Raw genomic sequence first — 15,892 nt, 5'->3', positions numbered from 1 at the left:
GCGGTTAACGGAACACACCGCGAAGGCCATCTACGGATGCACGCAGGCCGATGATCCGCTCACTGACTTCTTGCGCTTCATGTGCACGGGAGGTTCGCTCGAGGTAGAGGAGATGCCCGGCGAGGTTGGCCGAAACTCGCTCTAGCTCGTCGGCGGTGCGCCTGACGTAGGCCTGGATGTCTTGCATTTGTTCGATCTGCACGGATGGTGCCCTTATAGGTCGCATCCGAGCGCACTAAATGAACGGGTGGCTATCATCAATCCACCTAACCGAGTTGTCGGCGGCAAGGTCGGCTTTCTTTAATGCCGCAGATAAATAAACAGGCCAATCATTTTTTCGCATCGTGCCGATCAGCCTAATCATCTTCCTGATCATCGTGTTCCGAATAGGAATCCAGCAACTCGGCCAGTGCCAGCGTGCGGTCCAGTCCACTGCGCGTGGACATGATTTCGGCTACCGCCTGCGTGGCGGCGACTCTGGCGGCTTCGCGTTCGGCATCGGTGTTATTGGGCGTGGCGGCCTGCGCAGCCTCAATAATCGATTGCTCAAAGGTATTCATGGTGCTCGCTCGTGAAATTCAAGTGCCTGTGATACCGAGAATGGCGGATTGTTTCAAGGCCGATCAATCACCTTCGTAGGGAAATTCCTCCAGGCTCTGCATCAAGGCAACGCCCTGTGGCCCCTGAAGGTTCTCCAGCACCCAGCAACTGTTGGCATTTTTGGCCAGCAGCAGGCGTGTCGTCTGGCTGGCGACCGGCTGCTGCGGGGCGTCCTTGTAACCCAGGTTATAGGTCATTTCGACCACCGCCTGCTTGTCCGAGTTGGACACCAGCTTCCAGTCGATCGGCTTCTGCACATCCCCGTCCTGCGCATCGGTCCACGGGTTGGCACTGACGGCGCATTGATCGCCGTTCTGGCACGCCCAGTCCTTCTTGAGCAGGCTCAGCAGAGGTTTGGACAAATAATCAGCGCTGCCTTTGCCGTTCAGATAAAAATCCTGGTGCTTCTCGTAGATCCAGCGCGCCGTGTCGACCGGGGTCGCAGCCGGGCAGGCCGCATGGGCAGTGGTGGAAAGCAGGCAGGCGAAGGCAATGGCGACGGTTCTGGACATGGAGCGGCTCGCAGAAAAGGTGGCAGTGAGAGTGACAGGCACATGACAGTGCATTTGTAAGCCAAGTGGACAAAAAAGCAATGGTTTTGGTCACGCATCAGAGGGTCGGGCAGGCTGAACCGGATTGAGGGTAATTTCATTCAATACGCGGTTCGCTGCCGTCACTACCTTGATCCGGTCATTTCCGATCGTATTCAAGGGGGTTTTCCATGAGTCTGCTGATTTCCATGGCCGCGTTTGCACTGGCTTCTTCCATCACTCCCGGGCCGGTCAACATCGTGGCGCTGAGTGCCGGTGCACGCTATGGCGTCAGACCAGCCATGCGCCATGTGTTGGGTGCCACGCTGGGCTTTACTCTTTTGTTGCTGCTCATCGGTTTTGGCCTGCATGAAACCTTGCAGCAATGGCCCTTTCTGACCCGAATCATTCAGTGGTCCGGCGTGATATTTCTGCTGTACATGGCGTTTCGACTAGCCATCGACAATGGACAACTGAACATGAGCGAGCAGGGCGCTGGTCCTTCGCTGGTGCACGGAGCAATCATGCAGTGGCTCAACCCCAAAGCCTGGCTGGCTTCGATAGCCGGCATGGGAGTTTTTGTCGCCAACGGCGAGGCTGCCTTGATCTGGCAATTCGCAGGAATCTACTGCGTGGTGTGCTATCTGTCGCTGGGCTGCTGGGTCTTTGCCGGAAGCTTTCTTGGGCATTGCTTGCGCAGCTCGGCAAGTGTGCGCGTCTTCAACCGCATCATGGCGCTACTACTGGCTGGCTGCGCGGTATATCTGCTGATCTGACCCGTGTCATCACAGCCGATACTGCCCTGGCGTTGCTGCCAGATGCTTTTTGAACTCACGTTGAAAGTGCGCCTGATCGGCAAAGCCTGCCTCCTGAGCAACATCGGCGATCATCTTGCCGCTTTTCAGCTGTCTGCGGGCATGCTGGATCCGCCGATTGAGCAGGTAGGCATGCGGAGTCAGATGATAGCGCTGTTCGAACGAGCGAATCAGGTAGGACGCCGAGAGATTGGCTGCGGCACAAATGTCGGAAAGCCTGATGGGCCGGGTGAAATTGTCGTTGATGTATTCGGCGGCTCGGGCAACGCGAGGTGATGGTGGGCGGTGCCGTGCCGGTGCCGTGCCGAGTGACTCCAGCATCAGGGTAAAGAAGGCCACGGCTGAGCAGTGTTTTTGCAGCGTATCGATTCTCGTATCAGTCAGCGTCTGGAACAGCGCAGTCAATGCAGCGAACAGGATCGAATCATCGCTGTGCGTATGGGGCAATGGTTGAAAACCATGCCCGGCATTCAACCCCGTTTCGCCCTGAATGTCGCCCAGCCAGCCGCTGTCCACATAGAGCATCAGGTACGACCAGGCCTGGTCATTGATCGGGTTGCAGGCATGCACGTCGCCCGGATTCATCAACACTACAGTGCCTGACGTGACGCACTGTGAGGTCTTTTCATGCACATAGGTGCTCTTTCCGGCAGTGATCGCGCCGACGGAAAAGATTTCATGCGAGTGAGGCGCGTAACAGACCCGTCGGCCATCCTCTACAGAACGGGCTTCGATGAACGAAAGGTGCTCATCGCGCCAGAAAAAAGGGGTTGCGGTCGATTTGCTGGGTTCGTTGCGGTTCATGCTGATATCCCGTCGGCAGAGCGACGAGAGTACCGGATGCTGAGCGATATTGGCCATCGCTCATGCGATGTTGGCCTGTCGAGACGAGCTCTGCGCTTACATGCCCCGAATGGCGCCCTGCGGCGCTCGGACATGTTCACGCAGAGCACTGGCGAAGCAGGCTGCGCCTTACTTCTTGACCGGCACGATGTCCATGATCTGACCATTGACCTTCTGGAAACGCACGTACTTGTCGTTAATTTTCACCCATTCGCTTTCCTTGGCGGGTGTTTCCAGGCCTTTGCTTTTCCAGTCCTTCACTTCCAGGTCGCTGCGACGATATTTTTCCGGAACGCGGGAGCCTACTTCCAGCTCATGGACGTTGTCCTTGGATTCGGTGACTTTCGGGTCCGCCGTCTCTGCCGCGTGAACGGGCAGGGTGACGGCGGAAAAGCAGCCGAGCAAGGTCATGCAGGCGATCAACGATTTGCTGTTCATGTGAAGACTCCCAGTCTTTGGTATCAGGCGATGGCTTAATGCCTCGTAATAACTCGGACCTTCACCGTGGCAAATCATTCGATCGGGTTTGCTGTGCTCAGCCTTTCAGTGCCTCGGCGATGGTTGCCGAGAGCGGGGTGGTCGGGCGGCCGATCAGCGCGCGCAATTGGCGACTGTCATCGAACAGGGCGCCCTTGGCAGCAGCGGCATCGGAATCTGCCAGCAACCGGGCCACGAAGTCAGGCAGGCCTGCCTGGATAAGCGCGGCTTCGAATTCGGCCTGTGGGAGGTTGACGTAAGGCAGGGACTTGCCGCTCTGCGTCGACAACTGCGCTGCAAATTCGGACAGCGTGTAGGACTCGTCGCCTGCCAGCTCATACACCTTACCGGCCTGTGTCGTTTCCGATGTCAGCAGCACTGCGGCCGCCTCGGCGTAATCCAGACGCGAAGCAGAGCTGATACGACCCTCGTCGGTACTGCCCATGACCGCGCCATGGGTCAGTGCGCCCGGAATGCCTGCGGTGTAGTTTTCGGTGTACCAGCCATTGCGCAGCAACACGAACGGCAGGCCGCTGGCGCTCAGGTACTCTTCGGTTTCGCTGTGCTCCCTGGCCAGGCTCAATGCCGAGGTCTTGGCACGCAGAACGCTGGTGTAGGCCAGCAGCTTGACCCCGGCGCGCTTGGCCGCATCAATCACCGCCTTGTGCTGCGGCAGGCGCTGACCCACTTCGCTGGAGGAAATCAGCAGCACTTTGCCGGCACCGGCAAATGCACTGTCGAGTGTCGCAGGCTGTGAATAGTCGGCCTGACGAACCTGAATACCCTGCCTGGACAGATCGGCGGCCTTTTCCGGACTGCGCACGGCGGCGATGATTTGCGAAGCGGGTACGCGGCTGAGCAACTGTTCAATGACGAGGCGGCCAAGCTGGCCTGTGGCACCGGTGACAACGATCATGGAATGATTCCTTGAATCAGGTTGAAAGGAAGCGCCAGCATAGTCATGATGCTTACCTTTAGTAAGTACGTACAAAAAGGTAAGTGTCATGAGCGAATCCGCTTCGCAATCAAGTACCCCGCAATCAGGTGTTATGCAGCAAGGCTTCCCGCCGGAAGCGGCCGAGACGCTATTGGCGCTGGTCCGTCAGGGCTAGGTGCTGGCCACTGACTGTCCTTCGCGGGTGGTGCTCAATCATGTCTGCAGCCGTTGGGGCGTGCTGGTGCTGGTGGTGTTGCGGGGTGGCATGCATCGCTTCAGCGAAGTACGCCGCAAGATCGGCGGGGTAAGCGAGAAAATGCTCGCGCAAACGCTCCAACATCTGGAGCATGATGGTTTCGTCAGCCGCAAGTCGTTGCCGGTAGTGCCTCCGCATGTTCAGTACCGCTTGACCCCGATGGGCGAAGAGGTCGCCTTGCAGGTTGAAACCCTCGTCACCTGGATCGAGACCAATTTGCCGCGCATCATGCAGGCCCGTGAAGCGTCGAATACGCTGCAGATCACGCCCGAATGAGTCTTTTCTGACAGATTTTTCATCCTGCGATTGTCGGCTTGATCGCCTGTAATCAGCCGCTTCTTGGTATGGTGCGCGCCGAAATCTTTATATACACGTTTAGTTGCGCCGTTTGCCCTTCACCGAGAAGCTGTAGAAATGCCCAATCCAATTCCCCTGAAAGACCACGAAAAAGAGACGCGGCTGGTCAATCAGCGCCTGATTGCCTGCGCGGTGCTGGTCGGCCTGCTGGCTGCCTGTCTGGTCGCGCGCATGTATTTCCTGCAAGTCACCGAGTTCGACTATCACTCGACCATTTCCGAAAACAACCGTGTTCACGTGCTGCCGATCCCGCCCGAGCGCGGTTTGATCTTTGACCGCAATGGCGAAGTGCTTGCCGACAATCGCCCCAGTTTCAACCTGACCCTGACCCGTGAACGCGCTGGCGACTGGCACAAGGTCATCGACGAACTGATGACCCTGCTGGAATTGCCCGACGAAGACCGGATTCTGTTCGACAAAGAACTGAAGCAGGTCCGTCATCCGTTCGAACCGGCAACATTGCTCTATGAACTCACCGAAGAGCAGATCGCTATTCTGGCGGTCAATCAGTACCTGCTGCCGGGCGTGGACGTGGCGGCGCAGTTCGTTCGCCATTACCCGTTGGGCGCCCATTTCGCGCATTCGATCGGCTACGTCGGCCGCATCAACGAAAAGGAAGCGGCCCATCTCGATAACGAGTACCGCGGCACGCAGTCCATCGGCAAGACCGGCGTCGAGCGCTTCTACGAGTCTGAGCTGCACGGCCACGTAGGCTATGAAGAGGTCGAAACCAACGCCCAGGGCCGCGTGCTGCGCGTGCTGAAACACACTGACCCGGTGCCGGGCAAGAACATTACCCTCACGCTGGACGCGCATTTGCAGGCCGCGGCGGAAAACGCGCTGGGTGATCGACGCGGCTCCGTGGTTGCACTGGACCCGGAAACCGGTGACGTGCTGGCGATGGTCAGCAAGCCAAGCTTCGACCCCAACCTGTTCGTCACCGGTATCAGCTTCAAACAGTATGCGGCGCTGCGCGATTCCATTGACCGGCCACTGTTCAACCGAGTGCTGCGTGGCCTGTACGCACCGGGCTCGACGGTCAAGCCGGAAGTGGCGATTGCCGGTCTCGACAGCGGTGTGATGACCGCCTCGACAAAGGTCTTCGATCCCGGCTACTTCCAGTTGCCGGACTTCGACCACAAATACCGTAACTGGAACCACAGTGGCGATGGCTGGGTGGACATGGACACGGCGATCATGCGTTCCAATGACACCTATTTCTACACGGTGGCGCACAAGCTCGGCATCGACCGCCTGCACGACTACATGACCATGTTCGGCATCGGCCAGAAGGTGTCGCTGGACATGTTCGAGGAGTCTGCAGGGCTTATGCCGTCCCGCGAATGGAAGCGGGCCACGCGTCGCCAGGCATGGTTCCCCGGCGAAACGGTGATTCTCGGCATTGGCCAGGGCTACATGCAGGTCACGCCGTTGCAACTGGCTCAGGCCACTTCACTGATTGCCAGCAAGGGTGTCTGGCATCGACCGCATCTGGCGATGGAAGTCGGTGATAAGGCACCCGTCGACGAGCATCCGATGCCAAATATCGTGTTGCGCGATCCCAATGAATGGAATCAGGTCAATACCGGCATGCAGATGGTCATGCACGATCCCCGCGGCATTGCACGGGATGCGGCCAAGGGCGCTCAGTACCGCATCGCCGGCAAAAGTGGTACGGCGCAGGTGGTGGCGATCAAGCAGGGTGAGCGCTATAACCGTCTGAAGACCCTTGAGCGTAACCGCGACAACGCCTTGTTCGTCGGTTTCGCGCCGGCCGACCATCCGAAAATCGTTGTGTCGGTGACCATCGAGAACGGCGAGGCGGGTGGCCGGGTAGCAGGCCCCGTGGTGCGGGAGATTCTCGATGCCTGGCTGCTGGACAGCGAGGGCAAGCTCAAGCCTGAGTACGCCACACCCACCAAGGCGCCGGGCAACCCGCACGCCTGATCAGCGTTTTAAAACGCTTGCCGAACGACCGAGCCCTGAACAGGGCTCAGGTTTTCTGAACTGTCGAGAATGTATCGGGTCGACCACAACAGGCGTAGCAGAGCGCTGCGCGCGTTTTACCGAACTCATTATCATTGCCTCGACAAGGAACCCGGAATGTCCAAGACCATTGCCGACCATCTCGCGCAAACCCTAGCAGCGGCGGGTGTTTCGCACATCTGGGGGGGGGGCCGGAGACAGCCTCAACGGCCTGACCGACAGCTTGGAACGCACCGATTCGATTCGCTGGATGCACACCCGTCATGAAGAAGTCGCAGCCTTTGCTGCCGGTGCGCAGGCGGCGTCCAGCGGCAAGCTGGCGGTCTGCGCCGGCAGCTGCGGACCGGGCAACCTGCACCTGATCAATGGCCTGTACGACTGCCATCGCAACCGGGTGCCGGTTCTGGCAATTGCTGCGCATATTCCGTCTTCGGAAATCGGTCTGGATTACTTTCAGGAAACCCATCCGCAGGAGCTGTTCAAGGAGTGCAGCCACTTCGTCGAACTGGTCAGCAACCCCGAGCAGTTCCCGCGTGTGCTGGAACGTGCCATGCGTGCTGCGATCAGTCAGAAAGGTGTGGCGGTAATCGTCTTGCCGGGCGACGTGGCGCTCAGCGCTGCGCCGGATGTCGCGGCAAAATGGATCGAGGCTACAGCGCCCAACGTGGTGCCTGCCGAAAACGATCTGCAGTCGATGGCCGACATGCTCAACGATTCCAAAGCCGTCACACTCCTGTGCGGTGCGGGTTGCGAGGGTGCCCACGAGCAGGTTCTGGCGTTGGCGGATACGCTGGGCGCGCCGATCGTTCACGCATTGCGCGGCAAGCAGCATGTCGAATACGACAATCCCTTCGACGTCGGCATGACCGGCCTGATCGGCTTCAGCTCCGGCTACCACGCCATGCTCTCCTGCGACACGCTGGTGATTCTCGGCAGCAGCTTCCCCTATCGGAATTTCTATCCCGAAAAAGCCGACATCATCCAGATTGACCTCGATCCGACCCAGCTAGGGCGTCGCACGCCGGTGGCGCTGGGTCTGGTGGGCGGGGTGCGGGAAACCCTGGAGGCGCTTCAGCCAAAGCTCAGGCCGCACACCGATCGCCGTTTCCTCGACAAGGCCCTGAAGCACTACGCCAAGGCCCGTGAAGAATTGGACGAGCTGGCCACCCCGACGCCAGATGGTACGCCGATTCATCCGCAGTACCTCACTCGACTGGTCGACGAGCAGGCGGATGCCGATGCGATCTTTACCGTCGACGTCGGTACGCCGACGCTGTGGGCTGCACGCTATCTGCACATGAATGGCAAGCGCAGTCTGCTCGGCTCGTTCAACCACGGCTCGATGGCCAACGCTTTGCCACAAGCTCTGGGGGCCAAGGCTGAACATCCGGATCGTCAGGTCGTAGCCTTGTGTGGCGACGGCGGTCTGTCCATGTTGCTGGGCGACCTGCTGAGCATTCGTCAGTTGAACCTGCCTATCAAGATAGTGGTGTTCAATAACAGCTCGCTGGGCTTCGTCGACATGGAAATGAAAGCCAGCGGCTACGTGCCGCATGGCACTGACCTGCATGAAACCAACTTCGCCGGGATTGCCCTGGGCGCAGGCATTCTGGGCCTGCGTGTCGAGAACGCCGAAGAGTTGCCTGCCGCCTTGCGCGAGGCGTTCGATCATCCCGGTCCGGTGCTGATCGACGTTGTCACTGCCAAGCAGGAGCTGGGCATCCCACCGAAAATCAAGCTGGCCCAGGCCAAGGGCTTCAGCCTGTACATGATGCGCGCGATCATGAGCGGGCGCGGCAGTGAAGTGCTGGAACTGGCGAAAACCAACCTGCGTTAATCAGTTATAAAAACGTATGGGTTGAATAGAAAAAAGTTGCAACTTCTATCCACCGAGATTGTCGTCGCCGTTACAGGTGACACTCTCGGTGGATTTATATTTCTCTTCTCAACATAACCGCCCAAGGCGGTCATTTCTTTGTGGATCCAAACTTCTCGCACCCTGTGCTTTATTGAGTTCGCTGTTTGAACTAACAAATTCAAATACTGGGTAAAGCTTCCCGGAAGACAGCCGAGACAGTGATACGGAAGCAAGATCGGCTACGGCAGGCTGATTACCGAACAGTCCCTGGCGACAAAAAAAACGTCGACGCTACAGAACGTTACGCCCTGGATATTCTTTATAGAAAAGTCTGCACGTCATGAGGTCTGCAATGCTTAGAAATGCTCCTTTGAGTATGAAACTGCTGCTTATTTTAATATTCCCCCTATTGGGCTTCCTGGCCTTTGCAGGTTTGTTCGTCGCTGACAAAAGCGAAAACCTCGGTGACATGAGGCGAGCAGTAACAGCCACCGCGGTTGCACAGAAACTTAGTAACGTGGTTACCACCATGCAGCGCGAGCGCGGCGCCAGCGGCGTGTTTCTGGACAGCGGCGGCAAGTCCATGCAGGACAAATTGAAGACCTTCCGTCAGGAAACCGACAAGGCGATAAGCGAGATGCGTGCCCAGTCGACCGACGGTATTCCCGGTCCGGACAAAGTCTACCGTGCACTGGATGACCTGACTGCGTTGCGCCTCAAGATCGATACGCTGGGGATCAACAACACCGAGTCCTCTGCGCGGTTCACCGACGTTATCAAAACTCTCGTCGGGTTCTCCTATTCGCTGGAAGCGAGTATCGAAGATCCGGAAATACTGCGTGGCCTGAGTTCGCTCAACCAGTTCGTCGACATGAAGGAACGTGCCGGTCGCGAGCGCGTGCTGCTCGTCCAGGCATTCAACCAGAACCGCTTTGACGCGCCCCTGTTGTCACGCTTCAGTCGTAACCTTGGAGAGTTCTCCGGTTACCTCGAAGCGTTTCAACGCTGGTCCCCTGAAGTATTCAAGACCAAACTCAATGACGTCATGCAGCAGCCGGGCTCGCTGGAAGTAGCGCGCTTGCAACGCCTGGGTTTCGATACCCCGATGGGTGATCCGCTCAACGTCAAGCCGGAAGACTGGTTCAACCTTGCCACCGTACGTATCGACATGATGGCTCAGGTAGAAGCAGAGCTTGGCCAGAACGTGGTCGGCCTGGCAACGGATGCGCGCAGCTCTGCTCAAAGCAGCCTGTATGTGGCGGTTGCTACTGTTGTCCTGATGCTGATCGTAGTGCTGTGGCTGGCGTCGGTCATCATCCGCAACATCAAGGTCGCAGTGGTCGATGTGAACCGCACATTGATGGCTCTTTCCACCCGCGACCTGACCGCGCGGACCCGCTATATCGGCAAGGATGAGTTTGGCGAGATCTCACGCAATCTTGACAACATGGCGCATCAGATCAGTGAGGTCATCCGCGACATCGGCAGCGCCACGGCGCAGGTTGCCACCGCTGCCGAGCAGTCTTCCGCAGTGGCGTTGCAAACCAATCAGAACGTGGCGCAACAACGCCAGGGTACCGATCAGGTCGCTACTGCCATCAGCGAGATGAGCGCCACGGTAAAGGATGTCGCGCGCAGCACCACCGACGCGGCCGAGATGTCGCAACGCGTCAACAACAGCACCGTGCAGGGCAAGACCGAAATCGACAACACCATCGGCCTGATTCAGGAGCTCTCGGTGCAGGCTGAACAGACTTCACGGATCATCGACGAGCTCAAGGGCGAGAGCAACTCGATCTCCTCAGTGCTCGATGTCATTCGTGGCGTCGCCGACCAGACCAACCTGCTGGCGCTCAACGCAGCCATCGAGGCTGCACGTGCCGGCGAGCAGGGGCGTGGTTTCGCGGTGGTTGCCGACGAAGTACGCAATCTGGCCAAGAAGACTCAGGACTCTACCGTCAGCATCCAGAAAATGATCGCCAACCTGCAGTCCGGCTCGGAACGCGCAGCCGCGTCGATGCAGGAAACTCTGGGCAAGGCGCAGGAGGGTGCCAGCAACGTCGTACGCGCTGGTGAACTGCTGGAAGAGATCGCCGAAGGCATCGCGACCATCAGCGACCGCAACATCCAGGTCGCTTCGGCCGCTGAAGAGCAAAGCCTGGTGGCCGAAGAGATCCACCGCAACGTCGACGACATCAACTCGCTGGTCATCCAGGTCAGTGCCGGTGCCGAGCAGACCGCCGTCACCAGCCGCGAACTCGCGCGTCTGGCGGAGCAGCAGCAGGGCCTGGTGGGTCGCTTCAAGGTGAGCTGACAGTCAGCGGTTTGTGTGTTGTGAAAAGGCCTGGAAGCGAACGCTTTCAGGCCTTTTTGCTGGTCTTCAGAGGCTGTCGTGCCGATGTCCCTGACCACCCTTGATAACCTGTACCCCATGACCATTCAGTCACCTTTTCACGTAACCCCACGTCCCTCATACGATTATGTAGTTATAAAAAATAATCACTACATAATCGTTGACGTGCCCGTTTTCCTTTTGCATTATGCAGCTGTCTCCCCGATCGGGAGCGCTGCAAAAGGTGTGATGAACAGGCTCGGCAAGCCGTCGAGATGTTCCCGGATGTAGGCTGCCCACAAGGCAGATTGATGGAGCTGAACTGGCATTTGTCGTCGATAAGGGCGAGAAGCTGGCGAAATGTCCTCATGATGCTTGTAACGGATCGATTGCCGATCCTGGGCCGGGTCTTTGGGTTTCGTGACTTCTTCTCTCTACGCTGATGCCGCTGTGTAGCGGCTCTTCATCAAGGCTACCTGCATGTCCTTGAGGGCTGGAACGGTATTCGACGCACACTCAATCGTGTGCATTGCTGAAGTTCTGGCGCATGAACTTGATGTATCAATTATTGAACAGTCTACGAGCGAAGGGGCATCAACATGAATATCAACACACAACCGACTATTGATGAACTGGCTCGTCTGTTTGCTGCGTGCAAAGACACGCTGGATAACCATATCGCCTGGGTGGCCGAGTCGGGTGAAGTTCGCGTCGACGCCATGTCGCCATTCACGCAAGAGCACGAGTTTCGTGATGCGCACCCGCAACTGCGCATATCCCTGAAGATGTTCCGTCGTGGCCAGGGTTATGTCGGCAAGAAGGCCGCTGCCGATCGCGCCTACATGGAGGACACGCTGCAGGCGTTGAAAGGTGAGTGGCAGAAGACCCGTCGGCAGGCGCACTCGCAGGTTGCCTGAGTAGGGCATCGCAGGTCCTGAAGCCTGTTCCCGATCCTGATCGGGAACAGGCTTTTTGGTTTTCGTCACCGGGACGGCGAGGGCCTACAGGTTGTACAAAGCGTTTTTGGTGGTATAGATTCCGGCCATGAGTCAGCGATTCTGACTCTTCTAACTCGCTGCCTGTGGTGACTGTCACGGCAGTGCCTGCACATGACATAAACAGAGGTTGCCGATGCGTGCGCCACGATGGTTATGGTTGGTGATGTTGCTCAGCGCTGGCGCTTCGGCGGATTGGCGTGAGGCATTGCCCAATGCTCAGGTCGTCGGTGGCGGTGACCTTAGTCTGTTCGGTTTTCGCATCTATACGGCCAGGTTGCTAAGCCCCACCAAGCCCTTCGTCGCGGATGCACCGCTGGCTCTCGAGCTGACCTACCACCGCGACATTGACCGGGAAGATCTGGTCGATGCCAGTATCGATGAGATCAAGCGTATTTCCGGTTCGAAGGTGACCGAACAGCAACTGACTGAATGGCGCCAGCAGATGAACCAGTCATTTGTCGACGTCCAGCCGGGCATGAAGATTACCGGTGTGTACCTGCCTGGCCGCGAAGCGCGGTTTTATGTTGGCGACAAGCTCCAGCATGTGGTGCCCGACAGCCAGTTCGCCAAGGCTTTCTTTTCCATCTGGCTTGACCCGAAAACCCGTAACCCGGAGCTTCGCGAGCAGTTGCTCGGCAGTACCGGCTCATGACCCATCAAGGAGGGCGCATGCTGAGAAAGTGGATGTTGATGTTGTGTGCGGGGCTTGTATTGAGCGGCTGCGGCGGTGTGCCGGTAACCCGTTACAGTCAGGAAGAGCCCAAGCTCGATCTGAGACAGTACTTCACCGGGCGTGTCGAGGCCTGGGGAATGTTTCAAAAGCGCTCCGGTGAAGTCACCAAGCGCTTTACCGTGCTGATCGACGGGCACAGTGAAGGCGAAGTGCTGGTCATGCACGAGGCCTTCAGCTACAGCGATGGCACTAAACAGGTCCGGGAGTGGCGCTTGCGTCCCGATGGTCCGGGGCGCTGGAAGGGCACGGCAGGTGACGTGGTTGGCGAGGCCTATGGCGAAGTGTCAGGCAACAGCTTCCACTGGAACTATGTGCTCAGGTTGCCGGTGGATGGCACCGAGTATGACGTGAGCCTGGATGACTGGATGTACCTGATCGACAAGCAGACCATGGCCAATCGTTCGTCGATGACCAAGCTGGGTGTCGAAGTCGGGCAGATCACCTTGTTCTTTCGCAAGGCCGGTAAATAAATAACGCCTCATATGAGGCGTCATCCTTCAGGGCGGCTGTCAGCCGCCCGTCATATTCATGAAGCGCACCACCTGCACACCATCGTCGTGGGTGAAGTTGTGGCTCCACGGCTTGAGCTGCATGGCGTCGATGATGGCTTTTTCCAGCTTTTCCGGCTGGCCGGGATTGGCGCGCAATACCGCCTTCAAATCCACGGAATGCTCGTTGCCCAGGCACAGCAGCAAGCGACCTTCGACGGTCATGCGCACGCGATTGCAGGTGCCGCAGAAGTTGTGGCTGTGCGGCGAGATGAAGCCGATGCGAATGCCCGGTGCCTCGGCCAGGCGCCAGTAGCGCGATGGCCCTTGAGTCGAATCAGTGGAAGGCACCAGCGTGTAACGTTCGGCAATGCGTTCGCGCACCTGATCGCTGGAGTAGAAGGATTCGGCGCGGCTGTGTTCGCTGATGATGCCCAGCGGCATTTCTTCGATAAACGAAACGTCCAGGTTGCGATCGATGGCGAACGCCAGCAGGTCGTTGATCTCATCATCATTGCGACCGTGCATTACCACGCAGTTGAGCTTGGTGTGCACAAAACCGGCGGCGTTGGCGGCATCGATGCCGGCAATCACCTTGTGCAGATCGCCTGTGCGGGTCAGCTCGCGGAAACGCTGTGGATCGAGGCTGTCCAGGCTGATGTTCAGGCGCGTGACGCCGGCCTTGAACAGCGGGGCAGCCAGTTTGTCCAGCTGCGAACCGTTGGTGGTCATGCACAATTCACGCAGGCCGGGCAGGGCGGCGATCTTTTCACAAAGCCCCACTACGCCTGCGCGCACCAGCGGCTCACCACCGGTCAGACGAATCTTGCGCGTGCCCAGTGCCACGAAGCGCTCGGCCACCTGGAGGATCTCCTCCAGCGACAGAATCTGTTGCCGAGGCAGAAACGTCATCTCTTCGGCCATGCAGTACACGCAGCGAAAATCGCAGCGGTCGGTGACCGACATGCGCAGATAATCGACCTTACGTGCAAAGCGGTCCATCAGGACGGGTTCTGACATTTCACCTTCTAAATAATCGAGTGGGCTGTATTACCGGGTTTGGAGGCCAGTGCGTGACAAGGGTTCAGCCAATTTGTAATGCGCCAATTTCACGCCTGATCGCAGGCTGGCAAAGTGCCTTGTGCGTATAAACATAGTAGCCGCACGCATTGCGGTTTGCACTGGCCGGATGACGCCACGCTAACCGAGTCGAAATGCCGCAGTCCAATTGCTTGTTCCAATACGCTCATCGACACGCTCTATGGCGCTTTGCCTTGATGACTGATCAATCAGGCCTGGCGGCGGAACTGCGCTCGTAACGCTCCAGCAAAGGCTGGATACTGATGCCGTGTACCAGAATGCTCAGGGCGACGACCGAGAGGGTCATGCCAACGACGACGTGGCCGACATCGTGTGCCAGACCATGCGACAAGGCAAAACACAGGTAATAAAGACTGCCGATCCCACGAATACCGAACCAGCCAACCAGTGCTTTTTGTCGGAAATTGAGCAGGCGACGACTCACCAGCAACCAGACGCTGGCAGGACGAATCACGCAGAACAGCGCGATACCCAGGCCAATGGCTCGCCAGTCCCAATACATCGCCAGCGCCGCGCCCAGCAGGGTGATCAGCAGGACTTCCATCGCGCGCTCCACCAGACTACCGAACGCCAGCATATCGCCCATCATCACGCCGGCAGCCAGTTGCGAGTCGCTCATGTCGTCGACCTGCGCGACCGTGCCCTGCTCGAGGGAGGACGTCATATGCCCGAGGACCGGCTGCGCGACGTGCTCGGACGGTAGCTCTGACCGCGTGACACGTACCTCAGCCTGACGCAGCCCGAATCCGGCGGCAAATACCGAAAGAAAGCCAAAGGCACCCACGCTTTGCGCAACGACATAAGCCAGGGCGATCAGTGCCAGCGCCAGAAAGTCATTGGGCGAGGTGGTGCTGTCGGCGTTCTTGATGCGCAGAAAGATCATCAGATGGCCGACCCCGCGGCCCATCCCGTAACCAATCAACAGACCGGCCGGCACCGCCCAGATCAAATCCTTGATCAGCCATCCCTGGACCCAGTCGCCCATCGCGCCCCCGGAACTCAGGTACAGCAAGGCAAAAATCACGAATGGAAACGCGGTTCCGTCGTTGAGGCCCGCTTCGCCGGACAGGCCGAAGCGCAGGCGGTCCTGATCCTGGGCGTTGTTGACCTGCACCATGCCGGCGAGCACCGGGTCGGTCGGCGACAGCATCGCGCCGAGCAACAACGACACGCCCCAGTCCAGGCCGATGATGTAATGCCCCGCGACAGTCACGCCGGCAATGGTCGCCAGCATCACCGGCCCGGCCAGCCAATAGGCTGAATGCCAGGCTTTGCCGCGCAAGGGCAGGCGCAACTTGATACCCGTACCGAACAGCGAAAACAGCACCGCCACTTCGGTCAGGCGTTCCAGCCACTCGTAGGATTTCTCGAAATTCAGATCGACGATATCCAGGCCCATCGGGCCGATGCCGAAGCCGAACGCCAGGCACACGGCCGATGTGGTCACTGGCATCCAGCGCAGGTAAGAGGAAGTGAGCGCCAATAGCATCAACAGCACGCCAAGCACGCCCATGCAGACAATAAAACTCATAGAGAAAGAACCACCGTCAAAATGCGCCCGAAGCAGAGGGCGTAACGGTG

General features: G+C 58.4%; 14 protein-coding genes and 2 pseudogenes. 8 read left to right on the top strand and 8 right to left on the bottom strand.

The features are described from left to right. Positions 1-4: 4 nt before the first annotated feature. From PCPL58_RS17025 to PCPL58_RS17015, 3 genes are all read right to left on the bottom strand, one after another. Positions 5-202, bottom strand: a complete 198-nt coding sequence (locus tag PCPL58_RS17025) for a hypothetical protein (protein ID WP_003367267.1) — start codon at positions 200-202, stop codon at positions 5-7. Positions 203-356: 154 nt separating this feature from the next. Further along, on the bottom strand, positions 357-560 hold the full coding sequence (locus PCPL58_RS17020; RefSeq protein WP_003367271.1) for a hypothetical protein: 204 nt from the start codon (positions 558-560) through the stop codon (positions 357-359). A gap of 63 nt (positions 561-623) precedes the next feature. Further along, on the bottom strand, positions 624-1,112 hold the full coding sequence (locus PCPL58_RS17015; protein ID WP_003317876.1) for a DUF3828 domain-containing protein: 489 nt from the start codon (positions 1,110-1,112) through the stop codon (positions 624-626). Positions 1,113-1,321: 209 nt separating this feature from the next. On the opposite strand from PCPL58_RS17015, the gene PCPL58_RS17010 reads away from it, so the two are divergent. Beyond that, positions 1,322-1,906, top strand: coding sequence for a LysE family translocator (locus PCPL58_RS17010; RefSeq protein WP_065349986.1), 585 nt, complete (start codon positions 1,322-1,324; stop codon positions 1,904-1,906). Between the two features lie 9 nt (positions 1,907-1,915). Here PCPL58_RS17010 and PCPL58_RS17005 read toward each other — a convergent pair whose 3' ends face one another. The 3 genes from PCPL58_RS17005 to PCPL58_RS16995 form a co-directional block, all read right to left on the bottom strand. Then, entirely contained in the window at positions 1,916-2,749 is an 834-nt protein-coding gene (locus PCPL58_RS17005; RefSeq protein WP_065351072.1) for an AraC family transcriptional regulator, read from the bottom strand. 168 nt (positions 2,750-2,917) lie between these two features. Continuing rightward, positions 2,918-3,226, bottom strand: a complete 309-nt coding sequence (locus tag PCPL58_RS17000) for an RcnB family protein (RefSeq protein ID WP_003367279.1) — start codon at positions 3,224-3,226, stop codon at positions 2,918-2,920. 97 nt (positions 3,227-3,323) lie between these two features. Further along, the gene (locus tag PCPL58_RS16995; RefSeq protein ID WP_065349985.1) at positions 3,324-4,181 is read right to left on the bottom strand and encodes an SDR family oxidoreductase; all 858 of its coding nucleotides are present in this window, start codon (positions 4,179-4,181) and stop codon (positions 3,324-3,326) included. Positions 4,182-4,269: 88 nt separating this feature from the next. Between PCPL58_RS16995 and PCPL58_RS16990 the strand changes: the two are divergent. The 7 genes and pseudogenes from PCPL58_RS16990 (at position 4,270) to PCPL58_RS16960 (ending at position 13,192) form a co-directional block, all read left to right on the top strand. Further along, positions 4,270-4,734 (top strand): annotated as a pseudogene (locus PCPL58_RS16990) (winged helix-turn-helix transcriptional regulator). 138 nt (positions 4,735-4,872) lie between these two features. After that, entirely contained in the window at positions 4,873-6,762 is a 1,890-nt protein-coding gene (gene mrdA, locus PCPL58_RS16985; protein ID WP_044308376.1) for a penicillin-binding protein 2, read from the top strand. Between the two features lie 156 nt (positions 6,763-6,918). After that, positions 6,919-8,638: pseudogene (poxB, locus tag PCPL58_RS16980) on the top strand (ubiquinone-dependent pyruvate dehydrogenase). A 373-nt stretch (positions 8,639-9,011) separates the two neighbouring features. Next, positions 9,012-10,973 carry a methyl-accepting chemotaxis protein gene (locus PCPL58_RS16975; RefSeq protein WP_065349984.1) on the top strand — a complete coding sequence of 654 codons (1,962 nt, stop codon included), beginning with the start codon at positions 9,012-9,014 and terminating at the stop codon, positions 10,971-10,973. A 617-nt stretch (positions 10,974-11,590) separates the two neighbouring features. Next, positions 11,591-11,908: a hypothetical protein gene (locus PCPL58_RS31390; protein WP_065349983.1), complete on the top strand. Its 318-nt coding sequence runs from the start codon at positions 11,591-11,593 to the stop codon at positions 11,906-11,908. A 214-nt stretch (positions 11,909-12,122) separates the two neighbouring features. Beyond that, positions 12,123-12,641 (top strand): chalcone isomerase family protein, encoded by a 519-nt coding sequence (locus PCPL58_RS16965; RefSeq protein WP_044310570.1) that lies wholly within the window; start codon positions 12,123-12,125, stop codon positions 12,639-12,641. 17 nt (positions 12,642-12,658) lie between these two features. Beyond that, complete coding sequence (locus PCPL58_RS16960) at positions 12,659-13,192, top strand: DUF3833 domain-containing protein (protein WP_065349982.1); 534 nt, start codon at positions 12,659-12,661, stop codon at positions 13,190-13,192. Positions 13,193-13,231: 39 nt separating this feature from the next. On the opposite strand, the gene moaA is transcribed toward PCPL58_RS16960, so the two are convergent. Both moaA and PCPL58_RS16950 read right to left on the bottom strand, forming a co-directional pair. Next, positions 13,232-14,230 (bottom strand): GTP 3',8-cyclase MoaA, encoded by a 999-nt coding sequence (gene moaA, locus PCPL58_RS16955; RefSeq protein ID WP_003317890.1) that lies wholly within the window; start codon positions 14,228-14,230, stop codon positions 13,232-13,234. A 265-nt stretch (positions 14,231-14,495) separates the two neighbouring features. Further along, positions 14,496-15,842: a cation:proton antiporter gene (locus PCPL58_RS16950; protein ID WP_065349981.1), complete on the bottom strand. Its 1,347-nt coding sequence runs from the start codon at positions 15,840-15,842 to the stop codon at positions 14,496-14,498. Between the last annotated feature and the right edge of the window lie 50 nt (positions 15,843-15,892).

Origin of the sequence: Pseudomonas cerasi (genome assembly GCF_900074915.1) — a bacterium.
GTDB lineage: Bacteria > Pseudomonadota > Gammaproteobacteria > Pseudomonadales > Pseudomonadaceae > Aquipseudomonas > Aquipseudomonas cerasi.
Note: the sequence above shows the minus strand (reverse complement) of the source record. Positions and strands in the feature narration are given on the sequence as shown.

Coding starts and splice junctions, on each gene's coding strand:
- PCPL58_RS17000 (WP_003367279.1), bottom strand. CDS start 3,226: ATGAACAGCAAATCGTTGATCGCCTGCATGACCTTGCTCGGCTGCTTT.
- PCPL58_RS16950 (WP_065349981.1), bottom strand. CDS start 15,842: ATGAGTTTTATTGTCTGCATGGGCGTGCTTGGCGTGCTGTTGATGCTA.
- PCPL58_RS17020 (WP_003367271.1), bottom strand. CDS start 560: ATGAATACCTTTGAGCAATCGATTATTGAGGCTGCGCAGGCCGCCACG.
- PCPL58_RS31390 (WP_065349983.1), top strand. CDS start 11,591: ATGAATATCAACACACAACCGACTATTGATGAACTGGCTCGTCTGTTT.
- PCPL58_RS17015 (WP_003317876.1), bottom strand. CDS start 1,112: ATGTCCAGAACCGTCGCCATTGCCTTCGCCTGCCTGCTTTCCACCACT.
- PCPL58_RS16965 (WP_044310570.1), top strand. CDS start 12,123: ATGCGTGCGCCACGATGGTTATGGTTGGTGATGTTGCTCAGCGCTGGC.
- moaA (WP_003317890.1), bottom strand. CDS start 14,230: ATGTCAGAACCCGTCCTGATGGACCGCTTTGCACGTAAGGTCGATTAT.
- PCPL58_RS17010 (WP_065349986.1), top strand. CDS start 1,322: ATGAGTCTGCTGATTTCCATGGCCGCGTTTGCACTGGCTTCTTCCATC.
- PCPL58_RS16975 (WP_065349984.1), top strand. CDS start 9,012: ATGCTTAGAAATGCTCCTTTGAGTATGAAACTGCTGCTTATTTTAATA.
- PCPL58_RS16995 (WP_065349985.1), bottom strand. CDS start 4,181: ATGATCGTTGTCACCGGTGCCACAGGCCAGCTTGGCCGCCTCGTCATT.
- mrdA (WP_044308376.1), top strand. CDS start 4,873: ATGCCCAATCCAATTCCCCTGAAAGACCACGAAAAAGAGACGCGGCTG.
- PCPL58_RS17005 (WP_065351072.1), bottom strand. CDS start 2,749: ATGAACCGCAACGAACCCAGCAAATCGACCGCAACCCCTTTTTTCTGG.
- PCPL58_RS16960 (WP_065349982.1), top strand. CDS start 12,659: ATGCTGAGAAAGTGGATGTTGATGTTGTGTGCGGGGCTTGTATTGAGC.